The sequence below is a fragment of the Acidocella sp. genome, assembly GCF_036489515.1.
GTDB lineage: Bacteria > Pseudomonadota > Alphaproteobacteria > Acetobacterales > Acetobacteraceae > Acidocella.
This window is the reverse complement of sequence record NZ_DASXFO010000036.1, coordinates 24,322-36,905: the sequence shown is the minus strand read 5'-3', so window position 1 is coordinate 36,905 and position 12,584 is coordinate 24,322. Positions and strand designations below refer to the sequence as shown.

The following is a 12,584-nucleotide window of genomic DNA, read 5'->3' as shown; positions in this document are numbered from 1 at the left end:
GGCGGCGATCACGCCGATGAAATAACCCTCCGCCAGACGGGAGACCTGGCCATAGCGATAGAGCAACAGCACGCCGAGCAGAAAAGCGCAGACCACGCCGACCCCGCCCGATTTCGGCGTGGTCTGCGTGTGCGCCTTCCGCGCGTCCGGACGATCGGGCACGCCGATGGTGATCATGATCCGGACGATGATGCCGGAAAAAATAGCGAGGCCTGCCATGAGGGCGAGGTGGCGCGGCAGAGCCAGGCCGAGGGGGAGTGCGGAATCCATGTGCGCCGGACCATGGCCGAAACGCAACTGAATTTGAAGATGGTTAGGCCGGATTCCCTTCTTCGACCCACGGCATGTGAATCGGGTCTTGTCTGCCTCCGGCAGCCACGCCAGATCGGACACACACAGCGCTTGGAGGCGGCAGATGAAGATTGCGATTATCGGCGGCGGCTATGTTGGTCTGGTATCGGGGGCCTGTTTCGCAGAGTTCGGCGTGGCAGTGGCGGTGATTGAGGCCGATGAGACCAAACGCCGCATGCTGCTGGACGGCAAGATCCCTATTTACGAGCCCGGTCTGGACCGGCTGGTGGCGGAGAACATGGCGGCCGGGCGGCTGACCTTTCCGGCCACGCTGCAAGAGGGCATCGCCGATGCGGCGGCGGTGTTCATCGCCGTCGGCACCCCGGCGCGGCGCGGCGACGGTCATGCCGACCTCACTTATGTGTTCGCCGCCGTCGAGCAGGTGGTGAAGACGCTGGACCATCCCGCGATCATCGTCACGAAATCGACCGTGCCCGTCGGCACCGGGCGGAAAATCGCGGCTTTGGCGCGGCAATTGCGCCCGGACCTGAACATCGAGGTCGCGGCCAACCCGGAATTCTTACGCGAGGGCAGCGCCATCACCGACTTCATGCGGCCGGACCGCGTGGTGGTGGGCACCGACAGCGACCGCGCCCGTGAGGTGCTGCGCCAGCTGTACCGGCCGCTTTATTTGATCGAGGCGCCGATCGTCTTCACGGGGCTGGAGACGGCCGAGCTGATCAAATACGCCGCCAACGGGTTCCTGGCGATGAAGATCACCTTCATCAACGAAATGGCGGATCTGTGCGAGAAAGTCGGCGCCGATGTGCACGACGTGGCACGCGGCATCGGGCTGGACGGCCGCATCGGCCGCAAGTTTCTGCATGCCGGACCGGGCTTCGGCGGCTCGTGCTTCCCCAAGGACACCCTGGCGCTCATGCGCATCGCCGAGGAGGCCGGGGCGCCGAGCCGGCTGATCCAGTCGGTGGTGAGCGTGAACGACAACCGCAAAGGCAGCATGGCGGCGCGCGTGGTGAAAGCCTGCGGTGGCGATGTTCGGGACCGGAAAATCACGGTGCTGGGCCTCGCCTTCAAGCCGGAGACCGACGACATGCGCGAGGCGCCCGCTTTGCCGCTGATCGAGGGGCTGATCTCGCGCGGCGCGAAGGTGACGGCGTTCGACCCGGCCGCGATGGTGGGGGCGAAGCCGATGCTGCCGGGAGGCGTGACCTTCGCCCGGGATGCCGCGGAGGCGGTGTCAGGCGCGGACGCGCTGGTGTTGATCACCGAATGGAATGAATTCCGCTCCCTTCCCCCGGCCCGGCTCAAGCAGCTGATGCGCGGCGACGTGATCGTGGACCTGCGCAACGTGTTCGATCCGAAAGCCATGCGCGCCGCCGGATTTGCCTATCAGGGCATAGGTAGGGCAAACGAGAATCGTAACGAATCAGAAACAGAAAGCGCCCAGGAAACGTAACCCCAGGAAAACATGTGTCGTACCTCCAGCAGCGTTACCCGGATTTCGCCAACCCCGAGCTGCTGGAGAAGATACCGCTGGCGGCATCGACGGTTCTCGATGTCGGCTGCGCACAGGGGGCGCTGGGGGCGAACTATCTGCGCCGCAATCCCCGTGCCCTTGTGCTGGGCATCGAGCGCAACGAAGCGGCGGCGGCGATCGCGCGGCAGCGCCTCCGCGACGTGTATTGCGGCGATGTCGAGGCGACGCCGATGCCGTTCGACCTGCCGGGCGGCATCGACTGCATCATCTATGGCGATGTGCTGGAGCATCTGGTCGATCCCTGGCGGCTGGTGATCGAACAGGCGAAATATCTCGCACCGCAGGGCACCGTGCTGGTCTGCATGCCCAATGTCGAGCACTGGTCGCTGGCGGCGCGGCTGTTGGCCGGACAGTTCGACTACGAGACGCAGGGGCTGCTGGACCGCGCGCATCTGCGCTGGTTCACGCCGCGCATGATGGGCCAGGCGCTGACGGCGGCGGGGCTGGAGCTGGCCGATGTCGCGCCGCGGCCAACCGAGACCGGGGAGGCGCGACGCTTCGTCGCGGCGCTGACCCCCGGCCTGCGGGCGCTGGGGCTGGATCCTGAGGAATATTATCGCCGCGCCGCCCCCTTGCAGTTCATCTGGCGGGCGCGCCGCGCAGCACCGGCGCGGCTGGAGGTGAACGCCACCATGCTGGCGCCGCTCGGCGGGGTGAGCGACGTGCGCGTGACCCTGCCGCTGCGCGCCCTGCGCAGCGACAGCGCCACTTATACGCAGATCCAGGACGAGGCGGACCTGACGCCGCACCTCCCGGACGCGCCGCGCATCGCCGTGCTGCACCGGCCGCTGCTGCTGGGCGAGCCCGGCCTCGCCCGGCTGCGCACGCTGCTGCGCCAGGATTATGTGGTGGTCAGCGAGTTCGACGACCATCCGCTGTTCATGCGCGAGCGCGGCGTCGATCTCGACGCGCTGCTGACCTTCCGCGCGGTGCATGCTGTGCAGACCAGCACGCCGGCTCTGGCCGAGATTTTACGCCCGGAGAATCCCGAGCTCGGCGTGTTCCCCAACGCTGTGTTCGAGCTGCCGCTGACCCGCAATTTCCGTGATCCGGACCGCATGACGCTGTTCTTCGGCGCGCTGAACCGCGGCGCGGACTGGGCGCCGCTGATGCCGGTGCTGAACGAGGTGGCGGGCGCGGTAGGCGCGCGGCTGCAGTTTCACGTGCTGCATGACGAGGCGTTTTTCCAGGCCCTGGACACGCCGCACAAGAAATTCGACCCGATCACGGATTACGCCGGCTATCTGCGCATGCTGGGCACGGCGGAGATCGCCTTCATGCCGCTCGCGGACACCCCGTTCAACCGCGCCAAATCGGACCTGAAATTCATCGAGGCGGCGGCGGCGCGGGTGAGCGCGCTGGCAAGCGACGTGGTCTATGCCGGCACAATCCGCGACGGCCAGACCGGGGTGATTTTCCGCGACGCGACGGAGTTGCGCGCCGGGCTGCTGCGGCTGCTCGCCGACCCGGAGGCAATGCGAAACATGGCGGAGGCGGCCCGGCTCTATGTCGCGGAGGAGCGCATGCTCGCCTATCAGGTGAGCGCACGCAGCTCCTGGTATCGCAGCCTGTGGGCGCGCCGGGACGAGCTGAACGCGGCGCTGAGGGCGCGGGTGCCGGCGCTGTTTGAGTAAGGAATACCTACTTTTTGTGAACAAAAAATAGCAAAAAAACTTTATTAATTTGGGTCATGGGCGTTGTCGGCGACACAGCCCATGACCCAGCACAATAAAAATTTTTGCGCCGCTTTTTTTAAAAAGCGGCTACTTCCTTGCCGCCTTCCGGTTTTCCCGCCATCAAGCGTGCGTGACGTTGGAGACTTGTGTGAAGGATTGCCCTCCCTGATACGCATGACCATGCGGCTGGTGGTCATCCTGGCCTGGACTTTGCTCGCCATGCCGACCCAAGCCGTGCTGCTGACCCTGCCGGGCCGCGCGAAAGTGCGGTTCGCGATGATCTATTGGCGCGGCGTGGCCTATCTGCTGGGGCTGCGGCTGACCGTGATCGGCCGCCTGCCGGCGCAGAAACCGGTGCTGTTCATCGCCAATCACTGTTCCTGGATCGACATCATCGCGCTCGGCAGCGTGCTGCCGGGCTGCTTCGTCGCGAAGGGCGCGATCGACCAATGGCCGTTCATCAAATGGCTGGCGCGGCTGGGGCGCACGGTGTTCGTCTCGCGCAACCGGACCACGGTGGGCGCGGAGCAGGCCAGGCTGGTGGCGCGGCTGGCGGCGGGCGACAACATCATCCTGTTTCCCGAGGGCACGACCTCCGACGGCGTGCGCATTCTGCGCTTCTCCACCGCCTTCCTGGCCCTGGCGGAGACGGCGCCCCGGCCTTACGTGCAGCCCGTGACGCTTGTTTATGACGGACTCGACGGGTTTCCGGTGCGCCGCCACGAGCGGCCGGATATTTCCTGGTATGGCGACATGGACCTGGCCTCGCATTACGCGCGCATCGGCCGGCGGCGGCGGCTGCATGCGACGATCATCCTGGATGAGGAGATCGCCCCCGGAACCTACGCCAACCGCAAGGCGCTGACCGCGGCGCTGGAGGCGCAGGTGGCGCATAACGCCGCGTCGCTGCGCCAGGGGCGGGACTGGCGATGAACAAGGTTGCCGCGTTTTACCAGTTCCTGCGCCTGGAGCAGCCCGAAGCCGTGCGCGAAGAGTTTTTGACGCTCTGCGGCGGCGCGGAAATCTGGGGAACGGTGCTGGTAAGTCCGGAAGGGATCAACGGCACGCTGGCCGGGGCCGATGAGGCGATCGACGCGTTCGTGGCGGCGCTGCGGCAGCCGGCCGCGCACCGCCCGGCCTTCGACCGGCTGGAGCTGAAATTTTCCACCGCCGACGCCAACCATTTCGATCGGCTGAAAATCAAGCTGAAGCGCGAGATCATCACCTTTGGCAGCACCCTGGCGGCCGACAGCCAAATGGGCCGGGCCGTGGGCGCGCAAGAGTGGAACCGGCTGATCGACGATCCGGACGTGCTGGTGCTGGACACGCGCAACGGGTTCGAAGTGGAGATGGGAACCTTCGCCAACGCGGTGGACCCAAAGCTGACCAGCTTCAGCCAGTTCAAGGACTATGTCGACCGCGAGCTGGGGCACGACAAAACGCAAAAAATCGCGATGTTCTGCACCGGCGGGATCCGCTGCGAGAAGGCCAGCGCCTATATGATCGAGGCGGGATTTTCAGAGGTGAACCAGCTGCAGGGCGGGATTCTGCGCTATCTGGAAGAGATCCCGGAAGCGCACAGCCGGTGGCGCGGCGACTGCTTCGTGTTCGACCAGCGGGTCGCGCTCGGCCATGGGCTGACCTTGAAGACACCGAAGCTTCATCCAAATCTTCTTGACACGGCGCCGGGAAAAGATGCCGAGTAAGGCCCATGCAAGGAGGGTTTTTCCCGCATTGATTGGCTCGCCGCTGCCGTTCAGGTCTCTCTCCGCCGGCACAAACCGTGCGGATGCCGGATTCGGTGCGCGAATATCTTGCATGTTTTGGAGACGGTCCCAATTCGCGCTAAAGTTTGCATCACCCTTTGAGGCAATCTTTAGTGATCGAGTTGTAGGCGTATGAATTCCACGGACCGCAAGCCCCGCAAACTGCATGTCGTGACGCATGGCTGCCAGATGAACGTGTACGACAGTGCACGGATGGCCGACCTGCTGGCGCCGCTCGGCTACACCACCGTCGACAAGCCCGAAGGCGCCGACATGGTGATCATGAACACCTGCCATATCCGCGAGCGCGCCGAGGAAAAGGTGTTTTCCGCGCTCGGGCGCCTGCGGGTGCTGAAGGAGGAAGGCGGCGGCAGGATGATGATCGCCGTCACCGGCTGCGTCGCCCAGGCCGAGAGCGAGCTGCTGCTGAAGCGTGCGCCGTTCGTCGATTTGGTGGTGGGGCCACAGGCTTATCACCGCCTGCCGGAACTGATCGCCCAGGCGCACCGCACACAGGGCGCGGTGATCGACACGGATTTTCCGGCGGAGCCAAAGTTCGACTTTCTGCCCGCGACCGGGGCATCGCAGGGGGTGATCGCCAACCTCACGATCCAGGAAGGCTGCGACAAGTTCTGCTCCTTCTGCGTGGTGCCCTATACGCGCGGCGCCGAGGCCTCGCGCCCGGCGGCGCAGGTGATCGCCGAGGCCAGGCGCATGGTGGCCCAGGGCACGCGCGAAATCGCCCTGCTCGGGCAGAACGTGAACGCCTATCATGGCGAGGGGCCGGACGGGAAAATCTGGTCCCTGGCGCGGCTGCTGGCGGCGCTCGCCGAGGTCCCGGAGCTCAAGCGGCTGCGCTACACCACCTCGCACCCGAACGACATGACCGAGGAGCTGATCCTGGCGCACCGGGACAATCCTGCGCTGATGCCGTTTCTGCACCTGCCGGTGCAATCTGGGTCCGACAAAATTCTCCGCGCGATGAACCGCAAGCATGGGGCGGACGATTTCCGCCGCGTGGTGGCGCGGCTGCGCGAGGTGCGGCCGGACATGGCGTTCACCTCGGATTTCATCATCGGCCATCCGGGCGAGACCGACGCGGACTTCGCCGCCACCATGGCGCTGGTGCGTGAGACCGGCTTCGCGCTCGCCTACAGTTTCAATTACTCGCCGCGCCCGGGCACCCCGGCGGCGGGGCTGCCGCAATTGGACCAGGCGGTGAAGGATGCGCGGCTGTATGAATTGCAGGCCGAGCTGCGCCGCCAGCAGGACGCCTTCAACGCCTCTACGGTGGGGCTGACCACGCCGGTGCTGTTCACCGGGCTGGGGCGCCATGCCGGACAGATCGCCGGGCGTTCGCTCTATGCCCAGCCGGTGGTGGTCGAGGCCCCTGCCCCGCTCACCGGCGAGGTGCACACCGTGACCATCACCCACGCCAACCCCAATTCACTTCTCGGCCGTCTTGAACAGGAGCAAATCGCCGCTTGAGCCAGATCATCGCATCTCCGGCTACCCACCCCACGCCGCTGCCGCGGTCCCTCACCCTCACCTTCGACAACAATGCGCTGCTGCCGTTGCTGCTCGGAGACCATGACCGGCATCTCGCCCGCATCGAGCAGAGGCTCGGGGTGCGGCTGGCCTGCCGGGGCAACCGGATTTCCATCACCGGCCAGGCGTTGCAGGTCAGCGCCGCCGAGGCGGCGCTGGGGGCGCTCTACCACCAGCTGGAACGGGGCGAGATGATCGACGGACCGGCCGTGGACGCGGCGATGCGCCTCACCGACCCGGCCGGCGAGCCGCGTTTGCCGCTCTCCGACCTGCCGGCGATCCGCACCCGCAAGGGCGCGATCGGGCCGCGCAGCGCCTCGCAGGCCGCGTATATGGACCTGCTGGCGCGCCACGAGATGGTGTTCTCCGTGGGCCCGGCCGGCACCGGCAAGACCTATCTGGCGGTGGCGCAGGCGGTGGCGATGCTCACCTCCGGCAAGGTCGACCGCATCGTGCTCTCGCGCCCGGCGGTGGAAGCCGGCGAGCGGCTGGGCTTCCTGCCCGGCGACATGAAGGAGAAGGTCGATCCGTATCTGCGCCCGCTCTATGACGCGCTCAACGACATGCTGCCCGGCGAGCAGCTGACCAAGCGGATGACCACCGGCGAGATCGAGATCGCCCCGCTCGCCTTCATGCGTGGTCGCACGCTGGCGCATGCCGTCGTGATCCTCGACGAGGCGCAGAACACCACACCGGTGCAGATGAAGATGTTTTTGACCCGCATGGGCGAAGGCACGCGCATGGTGATCACCGGCGACCTCACGCAGATCGACCTGCCGGCGGGCACGCGCTCAGGGCTCGCCGACGCACTCGACACGCTGGAAGGGATTTCCGGCATCGGCGTCGCGCGCTTCAGCAACGCCGACGTGGTGCGCCACCCGCTGGTCGGGCGGATCGTCGAGGCCTATGATCAACGTCACGCCGCCGCACGGGAACATGCGCGCGAGCGCCACGGCTGAAAGAGACAATGGAACCTGGAAGTACGAGCCCCTTCGGGGGCGGACTAATGGTCACGGAACGCCGCTGGCACGCGCATGTGCGGGATATTCCCCGCCTGGTGGCGCGTGCCATGCAAGAGGCGGACTGCGACGCGGATGTGGTCCTGACCGACGACCGCACCATCAAGCAGCTCAACGCCCGCGACCGCGGCAAGAACAAGCCGACCAATGTGCTCACCTATGAGCAGCCGGCGGAAATTCTGCTGGGGCTCGGCGTGGTGCGGCGCGAGGCGCTGGCGGCCGGCAAGTCGGTGGCGGCGCATCTGACGCATCTGCTGATCCATGGCGCGCTGCATCTGCAGGGCCACGACCATCACCATGTGGGCGACGCACGGCGCATGGAGGCGGAGGAGGCGAAACTGCTGGCCCGGCTCGGCGTCGCCAATCCGTGGAAAAACCGATGAGCTCGACCCTGGGACGATTTTTGCAGCGCCTGCGCAACACGGAAATGTCGGTGCGCGACTCCATCGCCGAACTGGTCGAGGAGGCCAGCAACGAAGCGGCGCTGGGGCTGAACCTTCAGGAACGCGCGCTGATCGCCAATGTGCTGCATTTGCGCGAGATCACCGCCGACGACGTGATGGTGCCGCGGCCCGACATCATCGCGATGCGCGCCGACGTGACACTGACCCAGGCGATCGAGCTGATCCGCCAGGAAGGCCATTCGCGCATGCCGGTGTTCCGCGAGCATCTCGATGACGTGGCCGGCATGGTGCACATCAAGGACGTGTTCGCCTTCACCGGCGCGCCTGAGGATTTTTCGCTCGACAAGATCCTGCGCAAGCCGCTGCTGGTGGCGCCGCAGATCGCCGTGCTCGACCTGCTGCTGCAGATGCGCCAGACGCGCACGCATCTGGCGCTGGTGGTCGACGAATATGGCGGCATCGACGGGCTGGTGACAATCGAGGATCTGGTCGAGACCATCGTCGGCGATATTTCCGACGAGCATGACGAAATCGAGGGGCCGTTGCTGGTGGAGCGCCCGGACGGCGCGCTCGACATCAACGCGCTGCTGCCGGTCGAGGAATTCGAGGCGCGGCTGGGGCCGGTGCTCTCGGAGGATGAGCGCGACGCCGATATCGAGACGGTGGGCGGGCTGGTGTTCAACCTCGCCGGACGGGTCCCGACCAAGGGCGAGATCATCCCGCACCCGTCCGGCATCGAATTCCTGGTGCTGGAAGCCGACGCGCGGCGGATCCGCCGGCTGCGGGCGCGCCGCACCGCGAGATCGGATTGAAGAAAGTAGCCGCTTTTTAAAAAAGCGGCGCAAAAACTTTTTGCTATGCTGGGCTATGGGCGTTGGCGCTGACAACGCCCATAGCCCAGCATTAATAAAGTTTTTTTGCTTCTTTTTGTTCACAAAAAGAAGCCTTTCCCTTGCTTGCCTTCACCGCTTCCATCGCTCAAAAGCGCCACTCGATTCGCTTTCAAGCCATTACGCTCTAACGCCCGGTGGAAGATGCCCGAAAAGACCAAGCCTTCGCTCGAACTCATTCTCGTCCTTACCGCCTTCGCCGCGGGTTCCATGGATGTCATCGCCTTCTCCAAGCTGGGCGGGATTCTGGTCTCGGCGATGACCGGCAACCTGGCGTTTCTCGGCTATTACATCAGCCGCTTCTCCTTCGACTCCGCGATCGGTTCGGCGATCGCGCTGGTCGGCTACGTGCTGGGCGGTGTCATCGGCACGCTGCTCAGCCGCAAGCTCGGCCAGCACCCGGCGCTGCGCCTGCTGCTGACGGTGCAGGCGCTGCTGATCGCCGCCGCGGTGACGATCTGGTTTGCGGCACCCCATCGCAACGGCAATCCGGGGACGGATGCGGTGATCGTGCTCGGCGCGGTGGCGATGGGCATTCAGAGCATCGTCGGCAAGCGCGTGAATCTTTCAAACATCCCGACAGTGGTGTTCACCAGCACGCTGACCAACATCGTCATCGCCCTGACCGAGATGCTGGTCAGCGGCAAGTTCGCGGTGCCGAAGGATACCAAGCGGCAGGTCGCCTCGTTCCTGATGTATTTTTTCGGCGCGCTGGGGACCGGCTACGCGGTGTTCTTCGGGCTCCCCTTCTTCGGGTTCATTCCCCTGGCGGCGGTGGTACTGGCGCTGCTCTCAGAGCTGCTGCACCGGGGCTAGAACGAAGAAAACGGCGCAAAAATTTTTGCTATGCTGGGTCATGGGCGTTGTCCCCGACAACGCCCATGACCCAAATTAACAAAGTTTTTTTGCTACTTTTTGTTCACAAAAAGTAGTCTTCCCTTTACTTCAGCGCGGCGCAGAAACGCTGGATACGGGTGCAGGCCTCGCGCAGCGCCTCGGTCGAGGTGGCGTAGCTGATACGGAAATGCCCGGGATAAATGAAGGCCGAGCCGTGCACGGCGGCGACACCTTCCTCATCCAGCAGGGCGATCACGAAATCCTCGTCGGTCTCGATCTTCTTGCCCTTCGCCGTGGTCTTGCCGATGCAGCCGCGCATCGAGGGGAACACGTAGAACGCGCCCTCGGGCTTGCTGCAGATGATGCCGGGGGCGTCGTTCAGCATGTCCACCACCAGGTCGCGGCGCGCCTTATAGACCTCGGCCATTTTCACGATCTCGTCTTCCGGCCCGTTCAGCGCCGCGACGGCGGCGGCCTGGCTCACCGAGGAGGTGTTGGAGGTGGACTGGCTCTGCAGCTTGTCCATCGCCTTGATGAGGGCGAGCGGCGCGCCGCAATAGCCGATGCGCCAGCCGGTCATGGCGTAGGCCTTGGAGCAGCCGTTCATGGTGAGGGTGCGCTCGCGCAGGCGCGGCTCGACCTCGACGATGGTGGCCGGCTTAAAACCGTCATAGACCAGCTTCTCGTAGATGTCGTCGGTGAACACCCACACGTTGGGGTGTTTCAGCAGCACGTCGCAGATCGGCCGCAGGTCGGCGGCGGAATAGGCCGCACCGGTCGGGTTGCTGGGGGAATTGAGGAACACCCATTTGGTGTTCGGCGTGATCGCCGCCTCGAGATCCTCGGCGCGCAGCTTGAAACCGTTATTCTGGCTGCACGGCACGAACACCGGCTTGGCCTCGGCGAGTGCGACGATATCCGGATAGCTGACCCAGCACGGGGTGGGGATGACGACCTCGTCGCCCGCCTGCACGGTGGCCAGCATGGCGTTGAAGATCACCTGCTTGCCGCCGGTGGAGACGATGATTTCTTCCGGCTTGTAGTCGATGCCGCTGTCGCGCTTGAACTTCGCCACGATCGCCTGGCGCAGCGCCGCGGTGCCGGCGACGTCGGTGTACTTGGTATCGCCCGCGTTGATCGCCGCGATCGCCGCCTGCTTGATATGGTCGGGGGTGTCGAAATCCGGTTCGCCAGCGGACAGGCTGATGATATCCCGGCCTTCGGCTTTCAATGCCCGGGCCTTGGTGGAAATGGCGATGGTCTGGCTGGGGCTGATGCGGTTCAGGCGGTCGGCGATCAGGGTCATTCTGGGTCTCGATCTGCTGGGAAAAACGCCGCGACCCTAGCCTTGGTGCCGCAGCACCGCAACCATAGCCAGGTCAGATCCGCCCGATCACAAATATGTGCGTCCTTCCGGCGTCAGCGCCCAATGGGTCAAAGATATGAGCTTGATACGAATCGCAACACAGGAGAAAAGCGGACGTCACTTATATCGAAGTCAAAACTAGAGATAGGCGATCGTCTTCACAAAACCGCGCCGACCGGATGCGGCACTTAAGGAAAGAAAAAAATATCATGATGTCATTCAAATTTGCGCGTTTCGCCGTGCCGTCCCTGACCGCCGCCGTCATCGCCCTCGGCGCGCAGGCCGCACTCGCGCAAACCACCCCCGCCCCGAGCACGACCTCGCAGGGCAGCATGTCCGGCATGAGCATGGCCGCGCCGAGCCCGGCCAAGACGACGCACCACATGACCGCGCATGCCCTGCCCACCAGCGAAAAATTCTCCACCCTCTCCGCCGCGCAGGCGCATTGCTCGAGTGACGTCGTGGTCTGGGCCAATACCGGCCACAGCAAGCTGTTCCACCTCACCAGCTCGAAGTATTTCGGCAAGACCAAGCACGGCGCTTATGTCTGCCAGAAATCGGCGCTGGCCGCCGGCTATCACGCCTCCAAGAGCTAAGACGTAGCGCTTCGCCTGGAGCATCCTTCGTAACGATGAATGCTCCAGGGACCAGCTTCTCGGAGAGAGGGAAGCGGCCGCTTTTTGAAAAAAGCGGCACCAAAAATTTTTGTTCCTCTGGGCCTGCGGCGGTAAAACCAGCACGGCTCCATTGGTGCAGAAAACTTCTTTTGGTTCACAAAAAGACGCCTTCCCTTTCGCTTGCCCAAGCAGGTTCCATCTCTCAAACCTTCTCTCTCTAAGGAACACAGCCATGGGTCTGTTTGACAACATTTCCAGCATGATCGGCCAGGCGCTGTCAGGGGCTGGCACCTCGCTCGTGACCGGTCAGGTCATGGAAGTGCTCCAGCAGCACGGCATCAAGGGCGTGTCGGGACTGGTCACGCAATTCGAGCAGACCGGATTCGGCGCGCAAGCCGCCTCCTGGGTCGGCAACGGCGAGAACCAGCCGATCGCGGCGGAAGACGTGGAGAGCGCCTTGGGCGCCCCGGTGGTGGCCGCGATCGCGGACCGCTTCGGCGTCGATCCGGAGCAGGCGAAGCAGTTGATCGCGCAGCATCTGCCTGCCGTGGTCGACCAGCAAACACCGGACGGCACGCTGCCGCAATAAAAAAACGGGGGCATCAGCCCCCG

The 12,584-nt window shown here is 64.7% G+C and carries 13 protein-coding genes and 1 pseudogene; 11 read left to right on the top strand and 3 right to left on the bottom strand.

Annotation, left to right across the window (positions count from 1 at the left end):
* Nucleotides 1-270: pseudogene (locus VGG47_RS05525) on the bottom strand (undecaprenyl/decaprenyl-phosphate alpha-N-acetylglucosaminyl 1-phosphate transferase); the annotation flags it as partial.
* 145 nt (nt 271-415) lie between these two features.
* On the opposite strand from VGG47_RS05525, the gene VGG47_RS05520 reads away from it, so the two are divergent.
* Together VGG47_RS05520 and VGG47_RS05515 are read left to right on the top strand one after the other, a co-directional pair.
* A complete protein-coding gene (locus tag VGG47_RS05520) occupies nt 416-1,768 on the top strand; it encodes a UDP-glucose dehydrogenase family protein (RefSeq protein ID WP_331536252.1) in 1,353 nt (450 codons plus the stop codon).
* Between the two features lie 14 nt (nt 1,769-1,782).
* Complete coding sequence (locus VGG47_RS05515; protein WP_331536250.1) at nt 1,783-3,483, top strand: class I SAM-dependent methyltransferase; 1,701 nt, start codon at nt 1,783-1,785, stop codon at nt 3,481-3,483.
* A gap of 44 nt (nt 3,484-3,527) precedes the next feature.
* Here the strand turns inward: VGG47_RS05515 and VGG47_RS05510 are convergent, their stop codons facing one another.
* Nucleotides 3,528-3,707, bottom strand: a complete 180-nt coding sequence (locus VGG47_RS05510) for a hypothetical protein (protein WP_331536248.1) — start codon at nt 3,705-3,707, stop codon at nt 3,528-3,530.
* Between VGG47_RS05510 and VGG47_RS05505 the strand changes: the two genes are divergently transcribed.
* From VGG47_RS05505 to VGG47_RS05475, 7 genes are all read left to right on the top strand, one after another.
* Nucleotides 3,700-4,458 carry a lysophospholipid acyltransferase family protein gene (locus VGG47_RS05505; protein ID WP_331536246.1) on the top strand — a complete coding sequence of 253 codons (759 nt, stop codon included), beginning with the start codon at nt 3,700-3,702 and terminating at the stop codon, nt 4,456-4,458. The genes VGG47_RS05510 and VGG47_RS05505 overlap by 8 nt on opposite strands.
* Nucleotides 4,455-5,231: a rhodanese-related sulfurtransferase gene (locus tag VGG47_RS05500; RefSeq protein WP_331536244.1), complete on the top strand. Its 777-nt coding sequence runs from the start codon at nt 4,455-4,457 to the stop codon at nt 5,229-5,231. Before VGG47_RS05505 ends, VGG47_RS05500 begins: the two co-directional genes overlap by 4 nt.
* Nucleotides 5,232-5,423: 192 nt before the next feature.
* Nucleotides 5,424-6,779, top strand: coding sequence for a tRNA (N6-isopentenyl adenosine(37)-C2)-methylthiotransferase MiaB (gene miaB, locus VGG47_RS05495; RefSeq protein ID WP_331536242.1), 1,356 nt, complete (start codon nt 5,424-5,426; stop codon nt 6,777-6,779).
* A complete protein-coding gene (locus VGG47_RS05490; RefSeq protein WP_331536240.1) occupies nt 6,776-7,798 on the top strand; it encodes a PhoH family protein in 1,023 nt (340 codons plus the stop codon). Before miaB ends, VGG47_RS05490 begins: the two co-directional genes overlap by 4 nt.
* Nucleotides 7,799-7,845: 47 nt before the next feature.
* Nucleotides 7,846-8,241 (top strand): rRNA maturation RNase YbeY, encoded by a 396-nt coding sequence (gene ybeY, locus VGG47_RS05485; RefSeq protein WP_331536238.1) that lies wholly within the window; start codon nt 7,846-7,848, stop codon nt 8,239-8,241.
* On the top strand, nt 8,238-9,074 hold the full coding sequence (locus VGG47_RS05480) for a hemolysin family protein (RefSeq protein WP_331536236.1): 837 nt from the start codon (nt 8,238-8,240) through the stop codon (nt 9,072-9,074). The genes ybeY and VGG47_RS05480 overlap by 4 nt, the downstream gene beginning before the upstream one ends.
* Before the next feature lie 222 nt (nt 9,075-9,296).
* Nucleotides 9,297-9,968 (top strand): YoaK family protein, encoded by a 672-nt coding sequence (locus VGG47_RS05475; protein WP_331536234.1) that lies wholly within the window; start codon nt 9,297-9,299, stop codon nt 9,966-9,968.
* Nucleotides 9,969-10,092: 124 nt separating this feature from the next.
* Here the strand turns inward: VGG47_RS05475 and VGG47_RS05470 are convergent, their stop codons facing one another.
* On the bottom strand, nt 10,093-11,295 hold the full coding sequence (locus VGG47_RS05470) for a pyridoxal phosphate-dependent aminotransferase (protein WP_331536232.1): 1,203 nt from the start codon (nt 11,293-11,295) through the stop codon (nt 10,093-10,095).
* Nucleotides 11,296-11,564: 269 nt separating this feature from the next.
* Between VGG47_RS05470 and VGG47_RS05465 the strand changes: the two genes are divergently transcribed.
* A complete protein-coding gene (locus VGG47_RS05465; protein ID WP_331536230.1) occupies nt 11,565-11,951 on the top strand; it encodes a hypothetical protein in 387 nt (128 codons plus the stop codon).
* 253 nt (nt 11,952-12,204) lie between these two features.
* Nucleotides 12,205-12,561 carry a YidB family protein gene (locus tag VGG47_RS05460; protein ID WP_331536228.1) on the top strand — a complete coding sequence of 119 codons (357 nt, stop codon included), beginning with the start codon at nt 12,205-12,207 and terminating at the stop codon, nt 12,559-12,561.
* The last annotated feature ends 23 nt before the right edge of the window (nt 12,562-12,584 follow it).

Bases quoted from the DNA above. Each gene is read 5' to 3' on its own strand.
- VGG47_RS05520 (WP_331536252.1), top strand. From the start codon at position 416: ATGAAGATTGCGATTATCGGCGGCGGCTATGTTGGTCTGGTATCGGGG.
- VGG47_RS05505 (WP_331536246.1), top strand. From the start codon at position 3,700: ATGACCATGCGGCTGGTGGTCATCCTGGCCTGGACTTTGCTCGCCATG.
- VGG47_RS05510 (WP_331536248.1), bottom strand. From the start codon at position 3,707: ATGGTCATGCGTATCAGGGAGGGCAATCCTTCACACAAGTCTCCAACG.
- VGG47_RS05500 (WP_331536244.1), top strand. From the start codon at position 4,455: ATGAACAAGGTTGCCGCGTTTTACCAGTTCCTGCGCCTGGAGCAGCCC.
- miaB (WP_331536242.1), top strand. From the start codon at position 5,424: ATGAATTCCACGGACCGCAAGCCCCGCAAACTGCATGTCGTGACGCAT.
- ybeY (WP_331536238.1), top strand. From the start codon at position 7,846: ATGGTCACGGAACGCCGCTGGCACGCGCATGTGCGGGATATTCCCCGC.
- VGG47_RS05480 (WP_331536236.1), top strand. From the start codon at position 8,238: ATGAGCTCGACCCTGGGACGATTTTTGCAGCGCCTGCGCAACACGGAA.
- VGG47_RS05475 (WP_331536234.1), top strand. From the start codon at position 9,297: ATGCCCGAAAAGACCAAGCCTTCGCTCGAACTCATTCTCGTCCTTACC.
- VGG47_RS05470 (WP_331536232.1), bottom strand. From the start codon at position 11,295: ATGACCCTGATCGCCGACCGCCTGAACCGCATCAGCCCCAGCCAGACC.
- VGG47_RS05465 (WP_331536230.1), top strand. From the start codon at position 11,565: ATGATGTCATTCAAATTTGCGCGTTTCGCCGTGCCGTCCCTGACCGCC.
- VGG47_RS05460 (WP_331536228.1), top strand. From the start codon at position 12,205: ATGGGTCTGTTTGACAACATTTCCAGCATGATCGGCCAGGCGCTGTCA.